At 63.1% G+C, this 14,992-nt stretch carries 14 protein-coding genes; 6 read left to right on the top strand and 8 right to left on the bottom strand.

Translation table 11 applies throughout. From position 1 onward, the window contains the following. Positions 1 to 29 precede the first annotated feature (29 nt). Positions 30 to 1,019: a 23S rRNA (adenine(1618)-N(6))-methyltransferase RlmF gene (rlmF, locus tag KXR72_RS05925; RefSeq protein WP_437420150.1), complete on the top strand. Its 990-nt coding sequence runs from the start codon at positions 30 to 32 to the stop codon at positions 1,017 to 1,019. Between the two features lie 21 nt (positions 1,020 to 1,040). Here rlmF and KXR72_RS05930 read toward each other — a convergent pair whose 3' ends face one another. Both KXR72_RS05930 and KXR72_RS05935 read right to left on the bottom strand, forming a co-directional pair. Beyond that, positions 1,041 to 1,232 (bottom strand): hypothetical protein, encoded by a 192-nt coding sequence (locus KXR72_RS05930; protein WP_045425197.1) that lies wholly within the window; start codon positions 1,230 to 1,232, stop codon positions 1,041 to 1,043. 269 nt (positions 1,233 to 1,501) lie between these two features. Then, the gene (locus KXR72_RS05935; RefSeq protein WP_437420151.1) at positions 1,502 to 2,707 is read right to left on the bottom strand and encodes an MFS transporter; all 1,206 of its coding nucleotides are present in this window, start codon (positions 2,705 to 2,707) and stop codon (positions 1,502 to 1,504) included. A 141-nt stretch (positions 2,708 to 2,848) separates the two neighbouring features. Here KXR72_RS05935 and yejK point away from each other — a divergent pair, with 141 nt between their 5' ends. Next, positions 2,849 to 3,856, top strand: a complete 1,008-nt coding sequence (gene yejK, locus KXR72_RS05940; protein WP_437420152.1) for a nucleoid-associated protein YejK — start codon at positions 2,849 to 2,851, stop codon at positions 3,854 to 3,856. A 143-nt stretch (positions 3,857 to 3,999) separates the two neighbouring features. After that, positions 4,000 to 4,797: an undecaprenyl-diphosphate phosphatase gene (locus KXR72_RS05945; RefSeq protein ID WP_437420153.1), complete on the top strand. Its 798-nt coding sequence runs from the start codon at positions 4,000 to 4,002 to the stop codon at positions 4,795 to 4,797. A 40-nt stretch (positions 4,798 to 4,837) separates the two neighbouring features. Here KXR72_RS05945 and KXR72_RS05950 read toward each other — a convergent pair whose 3' ends face one another. Further along, positions 4,838 to 5,776, bottom strand: coding sequence for a glutathione S-transferase family protein (locus KXR72_RS05950; RefSeq protein ID WP_437420154.1), 939 nt, complete (start codon positions 5,774 to 5,776; stop codon positions 4,838 to 4,840). A 67-nt stretch (positions 5,777 to 5,843) separates the two neighbouring features. Continuing rightward, entirely contained in the window at positions 5,844 to 6,140 is a 297-nt protein-coding gene (locus KXR72_RS05955) for a GIY-YIG nuclease family protein (protein ID WP_437420155.1), read from the bottom strand. A 193-nt stretch (positions 6,141 to 6,333) separates the two neighbouring features. On the opposite strand from KXR72_RS05955, the gene mltF reads away from it, so the two are divergent. Further along, positions 6,334 to 7,794 (top strand): membrane-bound lytic murein transglycosylase MltF, encoded by a 1,461-nt coding sequence (gene mltF, locus KXR72_RS05960; RefSeq protein ID WP_437420156.1) that lies wholly within the window; start codon positions 6,334 to 6,336, stop codon positions 7,792 to 7,794. 9 nt (positions 7,795 to 7,803) lie between these two features. Here mltF and ybaK read toward each other — a convergent pair whose 3' ends face one another. Beyond that, a complete protein-coding gene (gene ybaK / locus KXR72_RS05965) occupies positions 7,804 to 8,274 on the bottom strand; it encodes a Cys-tRNA(Pro) deacylase (RefSeq protein WP_437420157.1) in 471 nt (156 codons plus the stop codon). Positions 8,275 to 8,366: 92 nt separating this feature from the next. Further along, positions 8,367 to 10,667 carry a 5-methyltetrahydropteroyltriglutamate--homocysteine S-methyltransferase gene (metE, locus tag KXR72_RS05970; RefSeq protein ID WP_437420158.1) on the bottom strand — a complete coding sequence of 767 codons (2,301 nt, stop codon included), beginning with the start codon at positions 10,665 to 10,667 and terminating at the stop codon, positions 8,367 to 8,369. Positions 10,668 to 10,827: 160 nt separating this feature from the next. Between metE and KXR72_RS05975 the strand changes: the two genes are divergently transcribed. Together KXR72_RS05975 and metR are read left to right on the top strand one after the other, a co-directional pair. Then, complete coding sequence (locus KXR72_RS05975; protein WP_437420159.1) at positions 10,828 to 11,418, top strand: exopolysaccharide biosynthesis protein; 591 nt, start codon at positions 10,828 to 10,830, stop codon at positions 11,416 to 11,418. A gap of 124 nt (positions 11,419 to 11,542) precedes the next feature. Beyond that, positions 11,543 to 12,469, top strand: coding sequence for a transcriptional regulator MetR (metR, locus tag KXR72_RS05980; protein ID WP_437420160.1), 927 nt, complete (start codon positions 11,543 to 11,545; stop codon positions 12,467 to 12,469). Here the strand turns inward: metR and KXR72_RS05985 are convergent. Beyond that, positions 12,466 to 13,599, bottom strand: a complete 1,134-nt coding sequence (locus KXR72_RS05985; protein WP_437420161.1) for a GNAT family N-acetyltransferase — start codon at positions 13,597 to 13,599, stop codon at positions 12,466 to 12,468. The genes metR and KXR72_RS05985 overlap by 4 nt on opposite strands. 84 nt (positions 13,600 to 13,683) lie before the next feature. Further along, positions 13,684 to 14,982, bottom strand: coding sequence for an OprO/OprP family phosphate-selective porin (locus KXR72_RS05990; protein ID WP_437420162.1), 1,299 nt, complete (start codon positions 14,980 to 14,982; stop codon positions 13,684 to 13,686). Positions 14,983 to 14,992 lie beyond the last annotated feature (10 nt).

Here is a 14,992-nt window from a genome sequence, read left to right on the forward strand (position 1 = left end):
TGCCCGCCTCTCAGGACAGCACACCGATCATGCCCGCTCCGAAACCACCCGTACCGCCCACGCACGGCAGCCCCAGCCTGCACCCACGCAACCGGCACAGCGGTCGCTACGATTTCCCGAAGCTGATCGCGGGCTGTCCGGAACTGGCGTCGTTCGTCATCCTCAACCCTTACGGCAAGCAGAGCATCGACTTCGCCAACCCCGATGCGGTGCGGGTGTTCAACCGGGCGCTGCTCAGGCAGTTCTATGGCATCGCCTATTGGGACATCCCGCCCGGCTACCTCTGCCCGCCGATCCCAGGCCGCGCTGACTACCTGCACGGATTGGCCGACCTGCTCGCCGAGCAGCACGATGGCGGAATCCCGCGTGGGAATTCCATCCGAGTACTGGACATCGGCACCGGCGCTAACTGCATCTACCCGCTGATCGGCCTTCATGAATACGGCTGGCGTTTCGTGGGCTCGGATATCGACGCCACGGCGCTGGCATCGGCGCGGGCCATCCTCAAGGCGAACCGCCTGGAAAAGCGCATCGAGATTCGCCAGCAGCGCCAGCCCCGGCAGATATTTGCCGGGCTTATCGAGCCCGCGGACCGGTTCGACATCACGCTGTGCAATCCGCCGTTCCATGCCTCCGAGGCCGAAGCCAGCAGCGGCAGCCGCCGCAAGTGGCGTAATCTCGGCAAGCTGGACCCGAAACGCAAACTGCCCGCGCTGAACTTCGGCGGTCAGGCGGCTGAACTGTGGTGCGAGGGCGGCGAGGCCGCGTTTATCGGGCGGCTAGCCAATGAGAGTCGTGAGGTGGCTCAGCAGGTGTGCTGGTTCAGCACGCTGGTGTCGAAAGGCGGCAATGTCCGCCCGCTACAAGCGCGGCTGGCGACACTCGGAGCACAGGACGTGCGCATTCGCGAAATGGCACAGGGGCAGAAGCGCAGTCGCTTCGTCGCCTGGACCTTCCTGGACGACGACCGACGCGCACGATGGCGCGCCGAGCATTGGGGCGTGGCTAACCCGGGCTAGCCAAAGCGCCCTGGCGGGGTGTCAGACCGCGATATCCCAACGCTGGCGATCCTTGAGCGCCAAGGTCTGGATATAACGCGGCTCGCCGTTGATCTCCTCGAGCTCGGTCATGCCGGCCAGTTCCCCAACCACGCGATAGCGCTTGCCGACACGCTTGTCCTGCAGGGGGTAAAGCTGGGCGATCTGTTGGGCGAGTTCGGTAAGGGTGGACATCGTTGTGCTGCTCCAGGTGACTGCATGCCGCAGCTTTTTACAGGGCTCTGATGACGGTTCTGCGACAGCGTTGTTTCGTCTCGCTTGTTTGGAGCCAGGCGCAGCGAATTGATTCCCCGTGCCACGACAAACGATCACACCGCCGCCTCAGCAGATTCCCACGCCCAGTTGCAGCAGAGCCAATCCGCCCTGATGCCAACCCCACCAGGCAAAGGCGAGCATGAAGGCGGCCAGCGCTAGAGCGGCCGTCCACAACCAGTGCCGGCGCATCACGCCGCGCCCGCAGCGAGTACGCGGTCGACCGGCTGCTCGCGAATCGGCCAGTTGAGCGCGGCGGCCATCAGACTGAGGGCAATCGATATCTGCCAGACCAGGTCGTAACTGCCGGTTCGATCGTAGACCCAGCCGCCCAGCCAGCCGCCGAAGAACGAACCGATCTGATGAAACAGGAAGACGATACCGCCAAGCATCGACAGGTTTCGCACGCCAAACAGCGTAGCCACAGTGCCGTTGGTCAGCGGCACCGTCGATAGCCACAGCAACCCCATGGCGATGCCGAACGCATAAGCCGTCCAGATCGTCAGCGGAGCGAAAAAGAACGCCGCGATGACCACGCCACGCAGCAGATACAGCGCCGTCAATAGTTTGGGCTTCGAGTAGCAACCGCCCAACCAGCCGGCGGTGTAGGTCCCCACCACGTTGAACAGGCCGACCAGTGCAAGCACGGTGGTCCCGGCCATCGCCGGGAGGCCCTGATCGACAAGATAGGCCGGCAGGTGCACACCAATGAAAACTACTTGGAAGCCACAGACGAAAAAGCCCAGCGCCAACAGCCGAAACCCGGAGTGCCCAACCGCCTCGCGCAAGGCTTCGGTCAATGACTGCTGCGGCCCAGACACCGGCGCGGCCGGCCCGCTGCGCAGCATCAAGGCCAGCGGCACGATCAGTGCCACTAGCAGTCCGAGGGCCAACAACGCCGAGGACCACCCCAGCCAGCCGATCAACCCGAGCGTACCCGGCAACATCGCAAACTGCCCGAACGAGCCCGCCGCACTGGCTACCCCCATGGCCATGCTGCGTTTTTCAGCCGGCACAGCGCGCCCTACCGCACCGAGAATCACCGAGAACGAGGTACCGGACAGCCCGATACCGATGAGCAAACCGGCGCTCAGCGACAAGGATGCCGCCGAATCCGCGCCAGCCATCAGCGCCAGCCCAAGCGCATAAAGCACTCCACCGACGATCACCGTCCGCATGACGCCGAAACGGTCGGCCAGGGCGCCGGTCACTGGTTGCGCCAGCCCCCAGATCAAGTTCTGCAAGGCGATAGCGAACGCAAACACCTCACGCCCCCAACCAAACGCCTCGCTCATCGGCGGAAGGAACAACCCGAAGCCGTGCCGCGTGCCAAGGGATACCGCGAGGATCAGCGAACCACCGAGCAGGATCCACGTACTGTTGCGCCACATCGCCATCGCTGAAACACCCGGTAAAAAATGAAAGGGCTCCATCTTACCCGCATTGCGACTACCTGCCGCACCTGGTTTTAGCCCTGCGAAGCCCGGGGTCGCTCGGGTAAACTGCGCGCCGTCTGCCTCATCCGCCGCGAGCCCGAAATGCCCATTCGCCACTGCATCGTTCACCTCATCGAGAAAAAGCCGGACGGCACCCCTGCCGTGCTGCATGCCCGTGACTCGGAGCTGGGCCAGTCCCAGGCGATCGAGAACCTGCTGGCCGATCTCAACGAGAGCTACAACGCCAAGCAGGGGAAGGCCTGGGGCTATTTTCACGACGAATCCGGCGCCTATCCCTTCAGCGGCTGGCTGGGGCAATACATGGAAGGCAACCAGGATTTCACCGCCTTCAGTCGCCAGGCCGTCGAGCACCTTCAGAAGCTAATGGAAGAGTCGAATCTGTCGACAGGCGGTCACGTTCTTTTCGCCCATTATCAGCAGGGCATGACTGACTACCTCGCCATTGCCTTGCTCCACCACAGCAATGGCGTGACCGTTACCGACGCACTGGACGTGACCGAAGCCAAGCACTTGGACTTGGGGCAGCTGCATCTGGCGACGCGGATCAACCTGTCCGAATGGAAGAACAACTCGCAGTCTCGGCAGTACATTTCTTTCATCAAAGGCAAGAACGGCAAAAAGGTCTCGGAGTACTTCCGCGATTTCATCGGCTGTCAGGAAGGCGTCGACGGGCCCGGCGAGACACGCACCCTGCTCAAGGCTTTCAGCGATTACGTCGAAAGCGAGGACCTGCCCGAGGAAAAGGCCCGCGAGAAAACCAGCGCTCTGGTGGACTATGCCAGCAGCCAGGCCAAAATCGGCGAGCCGATGTCGCTCGAAGAGCTATCCGGCGTGATCGACGAGGATCACCCGCGCGCCTTCTATGAACACATCCGCAACAAGGACTATGGCCTGTCGCCGGAAATTCCGGCGGACAAACGCACCCTCAACCAATTCCAACGCTTTACTGGGCGCGCCGAAGGGCTATCGATCAGCTTCGAATCGCACCTGTTGGGCTCGAAAGTCGAATACGACGAGGCCCGTGACATGCTCATCATTCGCAACCTGCCGACCCAGCTGAAAGACCAATTGAAGCGTCGCAAAGGTTGAGCCGCTTCTGACCTCGCGGCCTTACTGCGACGTGGCGACGCAGCAACGAACCAGATGCGCAGCGGAATGAATCGCGGATTTCCCAGTCACATGCCAGCCAAACGGCCCGGCAACCCGCACACCCGCTCTGCTAAGGATCAACAATGGATTGGCTTCACCTGATTATCTTGTCCCTCGTGCAGGGCATCACCGAATTCCTCCCGATTTCCTCCTCCGCTCACCTCATCCTGCCGTCGCAGGTCCTCGGCTGGCCTGATCAGGGCCAGGCGTTCGACGTGGCCGTGCACGTCGGCACCCTGCTCGCCGTGCTGATCTGCTTCCGTCAGGAGGTCATCGCCACGAGCCGAGGCTGGTTGGCCCATGTCTTTCAGCGCCGGGAGAGCGCCGAGAGCCGGCTTGGCTGGGCGATCATCATCGGCACCCTACCGGCGGGCATCATTGGTTTGCTGATGGAGGATTACATCGAGCAGTACACCCGCTCGATGCTATTCATCGCTGCGACGACGATCCTTTTCGGCCTGCTGCTGTGGTACGCCGATGCCAAGGGCCGGCGGGTCGCGGAAATCGAACAGCTGACGTGGAAGAGCGCGCTGATCATCGGTTTCGCCCAAGCGCTGGCATTGATTCCCGGCACCTCCCGATCGGGCATTACCATGACCGCCGCCCTGCTGCTGGGCTTTACCCGTCAGACGGCGGCGCGCTTTTCGTTCCTGCTGTCGATCCCGCTAATCCTTGCCGCGGGCGGGCTGAAAGCCGTCGAGCTGGCACAGTCCGGCGAGGCCGCGCATTGGAACGACATCTTCATTGGTGCAGCCCTGTCCTTCGTCGCTGCCTTCCTCTGCATCAAGCTGTTCCTGAAGGCGCTGGACGCGCTGGGCATGCTGCCGTTCGTCATCTACCGGCTGCTGCTCGGCGTCACGCTGCTGTTCATCGCACTCTGAACAGCCACAGCCGCGACTGACGAAGTCGCGGCCGCCGCCATCAGCGCGCCTCGAGCTTGAATCCAAAGCGCGGGAAATGCACATGAACTAGCCCAGCACGCGGGTCTTCACGACGCAGGATCAATTCCTCAACACCGGCGAACACCAGTTCGCCTTCGACGGGGTCGGTGCCGTAATCGACGGCCGCAATACTGACCTGCTGGCCGACCGTAAAACCATTCGGGTCAGCAAAGGCCTCGTCCGGCAACGCCGCTGGCTCGGCTTCACGCGCCGCCTTCAACGCATCCTCGGCAGACAGTTCGCTCCCAGCGCCATGGCCGACACCGAGCACCCTGCCCAGCCACGCGGCCACCTCGGGGTAGCCATCGACGAGTGGGGCTGTCACGGGCGTGGCCTTGAGGAACCACAAGCAGTGGGCGACCGACAGGTCGGCTATGCAGAGTGCACTCCCCAACAGGAACTCACCGCGGGATCGCGCCAGCTGCTGCTGCAAACGCGCCATGAGTACCGGCCAATGGTTCTTCGCCTGCTCCAGCGGCACGCGGCTGACCGAACCGCTGCTGAATAGCGCAGCACGATCCTTGCTGAAGGCCTCGACGAACGCTTTCGGTACTTGCGCAAAACGCAGCGCCATGGATTCGGGCTGGAATACCAGGCTCACCGCATGCAGGAACAGCACCGAGTCGGCCCATTGCGCAAGTGTCGCGGCAGCGAATTCCAGGCCCTCCGGGAACAGGGCAGGCGTGGCCTTCTCCGCTTCCAGCCGGCGAGCCATCAGCGCCGTGTCGCAATACACGTCCGCACCGATCTGCAGGACCGGCGTGCGCCGGTAGCCTCCGGTAAGCGCCGTAAGGTCGGGCTTGGGCATCACTGGCGGAATCTGCACCGAGCGCCAAGAGAGCTGCTTGAAGCCCAGCATCAGGCGCGCCTTTTCGGCGAAGGGCGAGGTGGGATAGTGGTGCAGGATCAGGTCGTGCATATCAGGCTCCGCCAGTCGTTCAGGTAGACCGGCAGCTTACTCGCCGACACGCGACCGGCCTACCCGCTCAGCTGATTGGCCCGGTATTCACCACAGCGCAGCTCGCCGCGGCGACCAGCGCCTCCTTGGCCTTTTTCGATAGCCGCTTGACTTGGCGTTCGCGACGCAGCGCGTCGCCCTTGCTTGGACATGTCTCGACATACACCAGCGCCACCGCCGGGCTGGTGTGGAAGAAGCGCGCGCCGCGGCCACCTTGATGCGCCGCGAAACGGCGCTGCGCGTCATCACTGATGCCGCAATAGAGCGCGTTATTGGCGGCGCGTACCAGGTAGACATACCAGGGTTTCGAAGGCGTCTCGCTCATGTGAGTCCTTGCGTCGAAGATGCAGCCAGCGCAGAGGTTTCAACGGCAAGCCGGCGCGGATTGTCCGGGTCCGGCCGCCGGTCGGCAAGCCGTGCCAGGCGAGAGGCCAGACGCCACACCGCCGTTTCGCTTAGCAAAGTCCGTCGATCCTGTCGAGATATGGTGGCCGATCGCCTTTGCGTATACTGCGCCGATGTTTGCCCAAACCGCGTTCCGAAAGCGCTGCGCCTCCTGGCTGCTGGCGACCGGACTCCTCCTGATGCTCAGTAGCTGCGCTGAACCGCCCAGCGCGCTGGAGCGTATCAAGGAGGAAGGCGTGCTGCGCGTGATCACTCGCAATAGCCCGTCTACCTACTTCCAAGACCGCAACGGCGAGGCTGGCTTCGAATACGAGCTGGTCAAGCGCTTCGCCAGTCACCTGGGCGTCGAGCTTCAGATCGAAACCGCCGACAGTATCGAAGACATCTATACCCGTCTGAACCGCCCGGGCGGTCCGGCGCTCGCGGCGGCAGGCCTGGTGGCCAGCGAGGGGCGCAAAGAGTCGGTCCGTTTCACTCAGCCCTACCTCGACGTCACTACTCAGGTCGTCTACCGCAAGGGCCAGCGCCGGCCGACGCAGCCGGAAGATCTGGTCGGCAAGCGCATCCTCGTACTCAAGGGCAGCAGCCAGGCGGAAAAGCTCAAGGCGCTACAGGCCGAACTCCCGGATTTGCGCTACGAAGAATCAGATGCGGTAGAAGTCGTGGACCTGCTGCGCATGGTCGACGAAGGCCAGGTCGACCTGACGCTGGTCGAGTCCAACGAGCTGGCGCTCAACCAGGTCTATTTCACCAATGCCCGTGCCGCGTTCGACCTGGGTGAGCAGAACAGCCTGGCCTGGATCGTCGGCAAGGGCGAAGACGACAGCGTGCTCCAGGCGGCCAACCAGTTTCTCGACCTGGCGCGTGAGAACGGCACCCTGCAACGCCTGCGCGAGCGCTACTACGGCCACGTCGACGTGCTCGGTTATGTCGGCGCCTATGCCTTCGCTCAGCATCTGCAGCATCGCCTGCCACGCTACGAAAAAGTCTTCCGCGAAACCGCCAAGAAACACGGCCTGGACTGGCGCCTGCTCGCCGCGATCGGTTATCAAGAGTCCCACTGGCAGCCCGAAGCCACTTCGAAAACCGGCGTACGCGGGCTGATGATGCTGACGCTCAACACCGCCAAGGCGATGGGCGTGACCAACCGGCTGGACCCGGTGCAAAGCATTCAGGGCGGTGGTAAGTACATCGCCAAAGTGCACGCCAATCTCCCCGAGAGCATCCAGGAACCGGACCGCACCTGGTTCGCCCTGGCCGCCTACAATGTCGGCGGCGGCCACCTGGAAGATGCCCGCAAGCTGGCCGAGGCCGAGGGGCTCGATCCGAACAAATGGCTTGATGTGAAGCAAATGCTCCCGCGGCTGTCGCAAAAGCAGTGGTACACCAAGACCCGCTACGGTTACGCGCGGGGCGGCGAGCCGGTGCACTTTGTCGCCAACATCCGCCGCTACTACGACATCCTTACCTGGGTGACGCAGCCGCAGATGGAAGGCCAGCAGCTGGTGCACAGCGAGATCCACATCCCCGGCATCAACTCGACCGACCTCGGCGAAGTTCTCCCTCCGCTCTGACCACCACGGTCATGACCGACCGATCGGCGCGAAGCTGCCACCCGTGTGCCGGGCCAGCAATTCAGCAGTCAGTTCTACTTCCAGCCCTCGCCTACCCGCGCTGACATAGATGCTCGGCTGCCCCTGCGCCGAGCTGTCAATAAAGGTGCGCAAACGCTTCTTCTGGCCCAGCGGGCTGATCCCGCCGACCAGATAGCCCGTGGCGCGTTGCGCCGCCATCGGATCGGCCATGTCCACCTTCTTCACCCCTGCCGCCTGCGCCAGGGCCTTGAGGTCCAGCGTACCGGCGACGGGCACCACCGCCACCAGCAACTCATTCTTCTCGGTGCAGGCCAGCAGCGTCTTGTATACCCGCGCCGGTTCGAGGCCGAGCTTTTCAGCGGCCTCGAGCCCGTACGAGGCGGACTTGGGATCATGTTCGTAGCTGTGTATGCGATGGTCGGCCTTGGCCTTTTTCAGCAGATCGATGGCAGGAGTCATGGCAGGTGTGGTGGTAGGGACGAGAGCGCTACCTTAGCCAAAACCGGAGGGCGCGCACAGCGGTGCAGCGCCTCCGGCATCGCCCACGTTCCTCAGGCTACCTGCTTGCGGTGGGCGGCACGCAGGTGGCGGGCGGCGGCGACCATATTGATCAGCGCCGCCTCGGTTTCCGGCCAGGCGCGTGTCTTCAAGCCGCAGTCAGGATTGACCCACAGGCGCTCGGCAGGAATCCGCTCGCTCGCCTTCTCCAACAACTGGACCATTTCGGCGGTATCCGGGACCCGTGGCGAGTGGATGTCGTACACGCCCGGGCCGATGTCGTTGGGATAATCGAAAGCGCGGAAGGCTTCCAGCAGCTCCATATGCGATCGCGACGTCTCGATCGTGATGACATCGGCATCCATCGCCGCGATCGCCTCGATCACATCGTTGAACTCGCTGTAGCACATGTGCGTATGGATCTGGGTTTCGTCGCGTACGCCACTGGCGCACAGGCGGAACGCTTCCACGGCCCAGTCGAGGTAGGTGCCCCACTGCGCGCGGCGCAGCGGCAGGCCTTCACGGAATGCCGCCTCGTCGATCTGGATGATGCCGATGCCGGCAGCCTCCAGGTCGCACACCTCGTCGCGAATCGCCAAGGCCAGCTGCCGAGCCTGCTGCTCGCGGCTGATGTCTTCGCGGGTAAAGGACCACATCAGCATGGTCACCGGCCCGGTCAGCATGCCCTTCATGACCTTGCGGGTCTGCTGTTGCGCATAGCGGATCCACTCTACCGTCATCGGTGCTGGCCGGCTCAGGTCCCCGTAGATGACCGCGGGCTTCACGCAGCGCGAGCCATAACTCTGTACCCAGCCGTAACGGGTGAAGGCATAGCCATCCAGTTGCTCGGCAAAGTATTCGACCATGTCGTTGCGCTCGGCTTCGCCGTGCACGAGCACATCCAGCCCGAGCTGCTCCTGCACCGCGACCGCGTGGCGGATTTCGGCCTGCATGGCTTCGGTGTAATCGGCCAGCGCGAGCTTGCCCTGCCGGAACGCTTGCCGCGCCAGGCGGATCGCAGCGGTCTGCGGGAAGGAACCGATGGTAGTGGTCGGAAAGCTCGGCAGATTCAGCCGCGCGCGCTGTTGTTCGATGCGCGTTGCGAACGGCGATTGACGCTGGCTGTGCCGCGGCTTGATCGCTGCCAACCGCGCCTGCACGTCCGGTTTATGGATACGCGGCGACGCAGCTCGCCCGGCCTGGACGGCCCGGCTGGCCTGGACGGCCGCCTGCACCTGTGGATCGTCCGGCTGTTCGGCACCGCGTGCCAGCACCGCGACCTCTACGCATTTCTGCACGGCGAAGGCCAGCCAAGACTTGATCTCAGGATCGAGCTGATCTTCACGATTCAGATCGACAGGCGCATGCAGCAGGGAGCACGACGGCGCTATCCACAACCGGTCTCCCAGACGCTCAGCAGCCTGCCGGACTACCGCCAGCGCCTGCTCCAGGTCGCAACGCCAGACGTTACGCCCGTTGACCAAGCCGAGCGACAACACCTTGTAAGCCGGCAGCCGGTCAAGAATGGTCGGGAACTGTTCAGGTGCCCGCACCAGATCAATATGCAGGCCATCGACCGGCAGGCCAGCGGCCAGCCCGAGGTTGTCCTCCAAGCCGCCAAAATAGGTGGCGACCAGCTTCTTGAGCGGGGCGCGCTGCAGCAGGTTGTAAGCCCGCTCGTAGGCGTTCTTCCAGTCCTGAGGCAGATCGAGCACCAGGATCGGCTCGTCGATCTGCACCCACTCGACACCCTGCGCGGCCAGCCGGTCCAGAATCTCGCCGTATAACGGTAACAGTCGGTCCAGCAGGTCCAGCTTGTCGAACGTTGCGCCCTTGGTCTTGCCGAGCCAGAGGTAAGTGAGCGGCCCGATCAGTACCGGTTTGACGCGGTGGCCGAGCGCCTTCGCCTCGTCCACTTCGTCGAACAATTGCGTCCAGGACAGCTCGAAGGCCTGGTCGACGCTAAATTCAGGGACCAAATAGTGGTAGTTGGTATCGAACCACTTGGTCATTTCCTGGGCCTGAACCCCACCACAACACCCCTGCGTCGCCCCGCGTGCCATGGCGAACAACGTGTCGAGCGCTACTTGCCCGTTGGGATTGCGAAAGCGCTCCGGCACGACGCCGAACATCAAAGAATGGGTCAGGACCTGGTCATACCAAGCGAAATCACCGACCGGCAGCAAATCGATTCCTGCCTCGGCCTGCAGCTGCCAGTGAGCCGCACGCAGGCGGCGCCCAGCGTCGCGCAGGCCCGCCTCATCGAGATCGCCCTTCCAATAGCCCTCGAGTGCTTTTTTCAGTTCGCGGTCCGCACCGATGCGGGGAAAGCCCAGGGAATGCGCAACAGCCATCTCAGTTCTCCAATTCGTTTCATGAATGCGCCGATTGTCCCGGAGCGTTCTTGGTGAAACAAACTCAACTTACTAAGCTTGAACTTCAAAATCATTCATGTTGCGATTTTCCCCGCGGCTTGGACTCTAAGTCGATAACGCCGCAATCAGGCCAAGGACCATGAATCGCGACGAACAACCGCACGACTTGCGTTCCCTTCTCGACTGCCTGACGCAAGCCGGTGAACCCGGCCAGGACGTAACCTTGTCGACAATGCTCGAAGCTACGGGGCAGCGAAGTTTCGGGGCGCTGCTGCTGGTTCCAGGCTTGTTGGTGCTTTCCCCGCTGTCGGGCATTCCCGGCCTACCAACCTTCTTCGCGGCGATGGTCGCCCTGATTGCCTTCCAGCTGCTCATCGGCCGCGACCATTTCTGGCTGCCGCAGTGGCTGCTTCGTCGGAGTGCGCCCAGAAGCAAATACGATCGCGCGATGGGCTTTCTCAAACGGCCCGCGAAATGGGTAGACCGAATCATCCGCCATCGTCTGACCCTGCTGACGACCGGGCCTGCCGTGCGGCTCAATGCAGTGTTGTGCCTGTTGATCGCGGCCACCATGCCACCGCTTGAGCTAATTCCCTTCGGCAACTCCCTCGCGGGTGGGGCGCTGAGCCTGCTGGGGCTCGGCATGATGGCGAAGGACGGCGCGCTGGTCCTTCTTTCCATCGCCATGCTCGGCGGCTTGGCCTTTCTGGCCACCCGCCTCTGGATGTGAGGCGCGGGCTCGACGCCATCGCGTGGCTAGGCGAAACTGTGCCGAACCTGAACTCGGCTCATGCGCCCCATAGCCTGTAGCGCGCCAACCGGCTTCTATGCTTTGAAACCACGGGATGCCCAGCATGTTGGAGCTACGCCACCTGAAAACCCTTCATGCGCTGCGCGAGACTGATAGCCTGGTCGAGGCCGCGGAACGCCTGCACCTGACGCAATCGGCGCTGTCGCACCAGTTCAAGGAACTGGAAGAGCGCCTCGGGCTGCAGCTCTTCGTGCGCAAGACCCGCCCCGTGCGCTTTACCAGTGCGGGCTTGCGCCTCCTGCAACTGGCCGACGCCCTGCTGCCGCAGCTACGCAGTGCCGAGCGCGATCTAGCCCGGTTGGCGGGCGGCACGGCGGGGCGGCTGCACATGGCGATCGAATGCCACAGCTGCTTTCAGTGGTTGATGCCAACCATCGACCAGTTCCGCGACGCCTGGCCCGAAGTCGAACTGGACCTGGCCTCGGGCTTTTCCTTTGCCCCTCTGCCTGCGTTGGCCCGGGGCGATCTCGATCTGGTCGTCACCTCGGACCCCGTCGAACTCCCGGGGATCGCTTACGTGCCGCTGTTCACGTACGAAGCCTTGCTTGCGGTTGCCAACCAACACCCACTGGCGACACGGCCCTTCGTGCGCGCCGAAGACCTGGCGAGCGAGACGCTCATTACCTACCCCGTCGAACGCGACCGGCTGGACATCTTTACCCGCTTCCTCGAACCGGAGGACATCGAACCGGCGCAGGTACGCACGTCCGAACTGACGGTCATGATGATGCAGCTGGTGGCCTCAGGCCGCGGCGTTTGCAGCCTGCCGAACTGGGCACTGCACGAGTACAGCGCCCGCGGCTACGTGACCGCCAAGCGGCTCGGGGAAAAGGGCCTGTTCGCCACGCTCCATGCCGGCATTCGGGCCGACATGCTCGATTCCCCTTTCATGCGCGACTTCCTGCTGACCGCCAAGGACACGTCCTTCGCCACGCTCGAAGGTGTAAGTGCCGCCTCGAAGCCTCGCTAGCCGTCCGCTTGCCGATACGGCAGCGCGTCACGGGCCGCTTCGGCGTAGCGCAACACGCCGGCCCGCTCCTGATCGAGAAAGTCCGCCACCGCTGCGCGCAGGCCCGGATGCACGAGGTAATGCCACGATCGCGTGATCACCGGCTCGAAACCGCGGATCAGCTTGTGCTCGCCTTGCGCACCCGCATCGAAACGGGACAGGCCTGCCGCGATCGCGTGGTCGATGCCCTGGTAGAAACAGGTTTCGAAATGCAGCCGGTCGAATTCCGCCAGGCACCCCCAGTAACGCCCATATAGCCCACCGGCATCGACCAAGCAGAACGCCATGGCCACCGGGCGGCCGCCCTGCCGTGCCAGCACCACCGAAATCGCCTCAGGCATGCGCTCGGCCAGTAGGCTAAAGAAAGCGCGCGTCAGGTACGGCGCCTGCCCGCGGACGTGGTAGGTGTTGGCGTAGCAGGCATAGACGAAATCCCACTCCGCCTCGCTGAGCTGACGGCCTTCGCGCCGCTCGAAATCGATCCCCTGCCCCGCCACCTGCTCGCGCTCCTTGCGCAGTTGCTTGCGCTTGCGCGATGTCAGCCCATCGAGAAAATCCTGGAAGTCGCGATAGCCACGGTTGTGCCAGTGGAACTGACAGCCGATGCGCTCCAGCCAGCCCTCTCGCCCGCGCATGACATCGTCGGCTTCGGGCTCGGTGAAGTTGATGTGCAGGCTCGACTGGCCCTGCCCGGCGAGCCCGGCGACGAGCCGGTCGATCAGCAGCCCCGCTGCCTCGGGATCACCCAGCAGCCGAGCACCGGTCACGGGCGAGAACGGCACGGCGCAGAGCAGCTTGGGGTAGTACTCGATGCCGGCACGATGGCAGGCGTCGGCCCACGCCCAGTCGAACACGTACTCGCCGCTGGAATGCGTTTTGCGATACAGCGGCATCGCCGCGATCAGGCCGCCCTGCTCGCTGTGCAGGAGGGCATGCCGCGCCTGCCAGCCACTGCGCCCACCCACGCTGCCACTGTCCTCCAGAACGCTAAGAAAGGCGTGGCGCAGGAACGGCTGCGGTTCAGGGCCAAGCAAAGCGTCCCAGTGATTGGGATCGAGGTCGGCAAGGCGGGAAAGCGTCTGGATAGGCATGTGCATCAGTCTGGCCCGTAAGCCAGGCGAAAAAAAGCCCCGTCGAAACGGGGCTTAGTGGAGCATCAGCGGAGAAGTGAAGCGTTAGAACACGTACTGCGCGCGGAACACAACGCCGTCGCCATCGTCGTCGCCGTTGGCGTTCTCGGCATTGTCTACCTTGGCTTTGACGTAGTAGCCGCTGAGTTTGACGTTCTCGTTGGCGTACCAGTTCACACCGAGGTTGTGGACCTTGCCTTCAACGTCGTTGGTCGCAACCAGGCCGACCGAGTCGTCTTCAGCTTCGATATGGTCGTAGCGATAGAACACTTCCCAAGCGCCGATCTGCTTGTTGGACGGCTTGAGCTGATCGAAGCGCCCCAGCTTGTAACCACGAGCTTCGCCAGTGAGGGTGTAGGCGACCTGAGCGTAGTAACCCTTGGCCTCGACATCCTCATAAGCAGCCGAGTCGGCGTCCATTTCGCGAGTGATGTACTCGCCCTGAACGGACAGCGGACCCATCGCCCAGGCCGCTTCCAGGCCAATAGCGGTATCGTCGCCGTACGAACCGGCCGGTGCGTTGTTTGCGCCACCCAGCAGCAGGCGGTTGCCGTTGGTGCCGGCATCGTTACCACCAGCAGTGCTCACGCCACGCATGCCAAGGCGGCTGCGGATGCGACCGTCAACGGCGGTGTCATCGAGGCTGCGCTGAGCGAAGTTCAAACCCAAGTGCAAAACGTTGCCAGATTCGTGCATCGGGGCGAATACGGCACGAGCGTTGAACTGCTTGACGCTGTCGCCGTCAACGTCGTTTTGGTCCTTGGCGTGCAGGCCCAGCGAGCCGTACAGGGAGTCGCCAGCAGTACCGTTGACCTGAATGCCCAGGCCGTTCTGATGGCCGTTGGCCCAGTCGATCAGATCGTAGGCAGCGTTACGTTCTTGGGCTGTCACCCACTTGGAGCTGGTGGCTTTTTCCAAGCCGAAGTCGGGATCGAAACGACCCATTTTGATGTTGACCGGGCTGAAGCCCGAGTACTGGATGGATGCTTCATCCCAGTAACCGTCTTCGCTGCTGCCGGCGTTGTGGGCGAAGTCATAGTTGAACTGGTATTTCCAATCTTCGAAGGCCACACCGCCGATTTCGAGGAACGCACGACGGAAGTATGCAGCGTCAGCGCTGTCGCCGTTTACGGTGTAGAAGCCATCGAATTGGCTGTAGTCAGCTTGCAGGCGGCCACCGATTTTGAAGCTGAACTGCTTATCCGTCGTGGCGACTTCCAGGCCACCCTTGGTCTTGACTACGATGTCGGCGCCGTCAGTGGTGACGGTACCGGCGAAAGCCTGGGCGGAAACGGCCAGAGCGAGGGCGCTGGCGGCGAAACCGGCGAAGTGCTTACGGATCATCGAAAATTCC

The organism is Stutzerimonas chloritidismutans (genome assembly GCF_051486945.1).
Lineage (GTDB): Bacteria > Pseudomonadota > Gammaproteobacteria > Pseudomonadales > Pseudomonadaceae > Stutzerimonas > Stutzerimonas chloritidismutans_B.

Coding starts and splice junctions, on each gene's coding strand:
- rlmF (WP_437420150.1), top strand. CDS start 30: ATGCCCGCTCCGAAACCACCCGTACCGCCCACGCACGGCAGCCCCAGC.
- KXR72_RS05930 (WP_045425197.1), bottom strand. CDS start 1,232: ATGTCCACCCTTACCGAACTCGCCCAACAGATCGCCCAGCTTTACCCC.
- KXR72_RS05935 (WP_437420151.1), bottom strand. CDS start 2,707: ATGGCGATGTGGCGCAACAGTACGTGGATCCTGCTCGGTGGTTCGCTG.
- yejK (WP_437420152.1), top strand. CDS start 2,849: ATGCCCATTCGCCACTGCATCGTTCACCTCATCGAGAAAAAGCCGGAC.
- KXR72_RS05945 (WP_437420153.1), top strand. CDS start 4,000: ATGGATTGGCTTCACCTGATTATCTTGTCCCTCGTGCAGGGCATCACC.
- KXR72_RS05950 (WP_437420154.1), bottom strand. CDS start 5,776: ATGCACGACCTGATCCTGCACCACTATCCCACCTCGCCCTTCGCCGAA.
- KXR72_RS05955 (WP_437420155.1), bottom strand. CDS start 6,140: ATGAGCGAGACGCCTTCGAAACCCTGGTATGTCTACCTGGTACGCGCC.
- mltF (WP_437420156.1), top strand. CDS start 6,334: ATGTTTGCCCAAACCGCGTTCCGAAAGCGCTGCGCCTCCTGGCTGCTG.
- ybaK (WP_437420157.1), bottom strand. CDS start 8,274: ATGACTCCTGCCATCGATCTGCTGAAAAAGGCCAAGGCCGACCATCGC.
- metE (WP_437420158.1), bottom strand. CDS start 10,667: ATGGCTGTTGCGCATTCCCTGGGCTTTCCCCGCATCGGTGCGGACCGC.
- KXR72_RS05975 (WP_437420159.1), top strand. CDS start 10,828: ATGAATCGCGACGAACAACCGCACGACTTGCGTTCCCTTCTCGACTGC.
- metR (WP_437420160.1), top strand. CDS start 11,543: ATGTTGGAGCTACGCCACCTGAAAACCCTTCATGCGCTGCGCGAGACT.
- KXR72_RS05985 (WP_437420161.1), bottom strand. CDS start 13,599: ATGCCTATCCAGACGCTTTCCCGCCTTGCCGACCTCGATCCCAATCAC.
- KXR72_RS05990 (WP_437420162.1), bottom strand. CDS start 14,982: ATGATCCGTAAGCACTTCGCCGGTTTCGCCGCCAGCGCCCTCGCTCTG.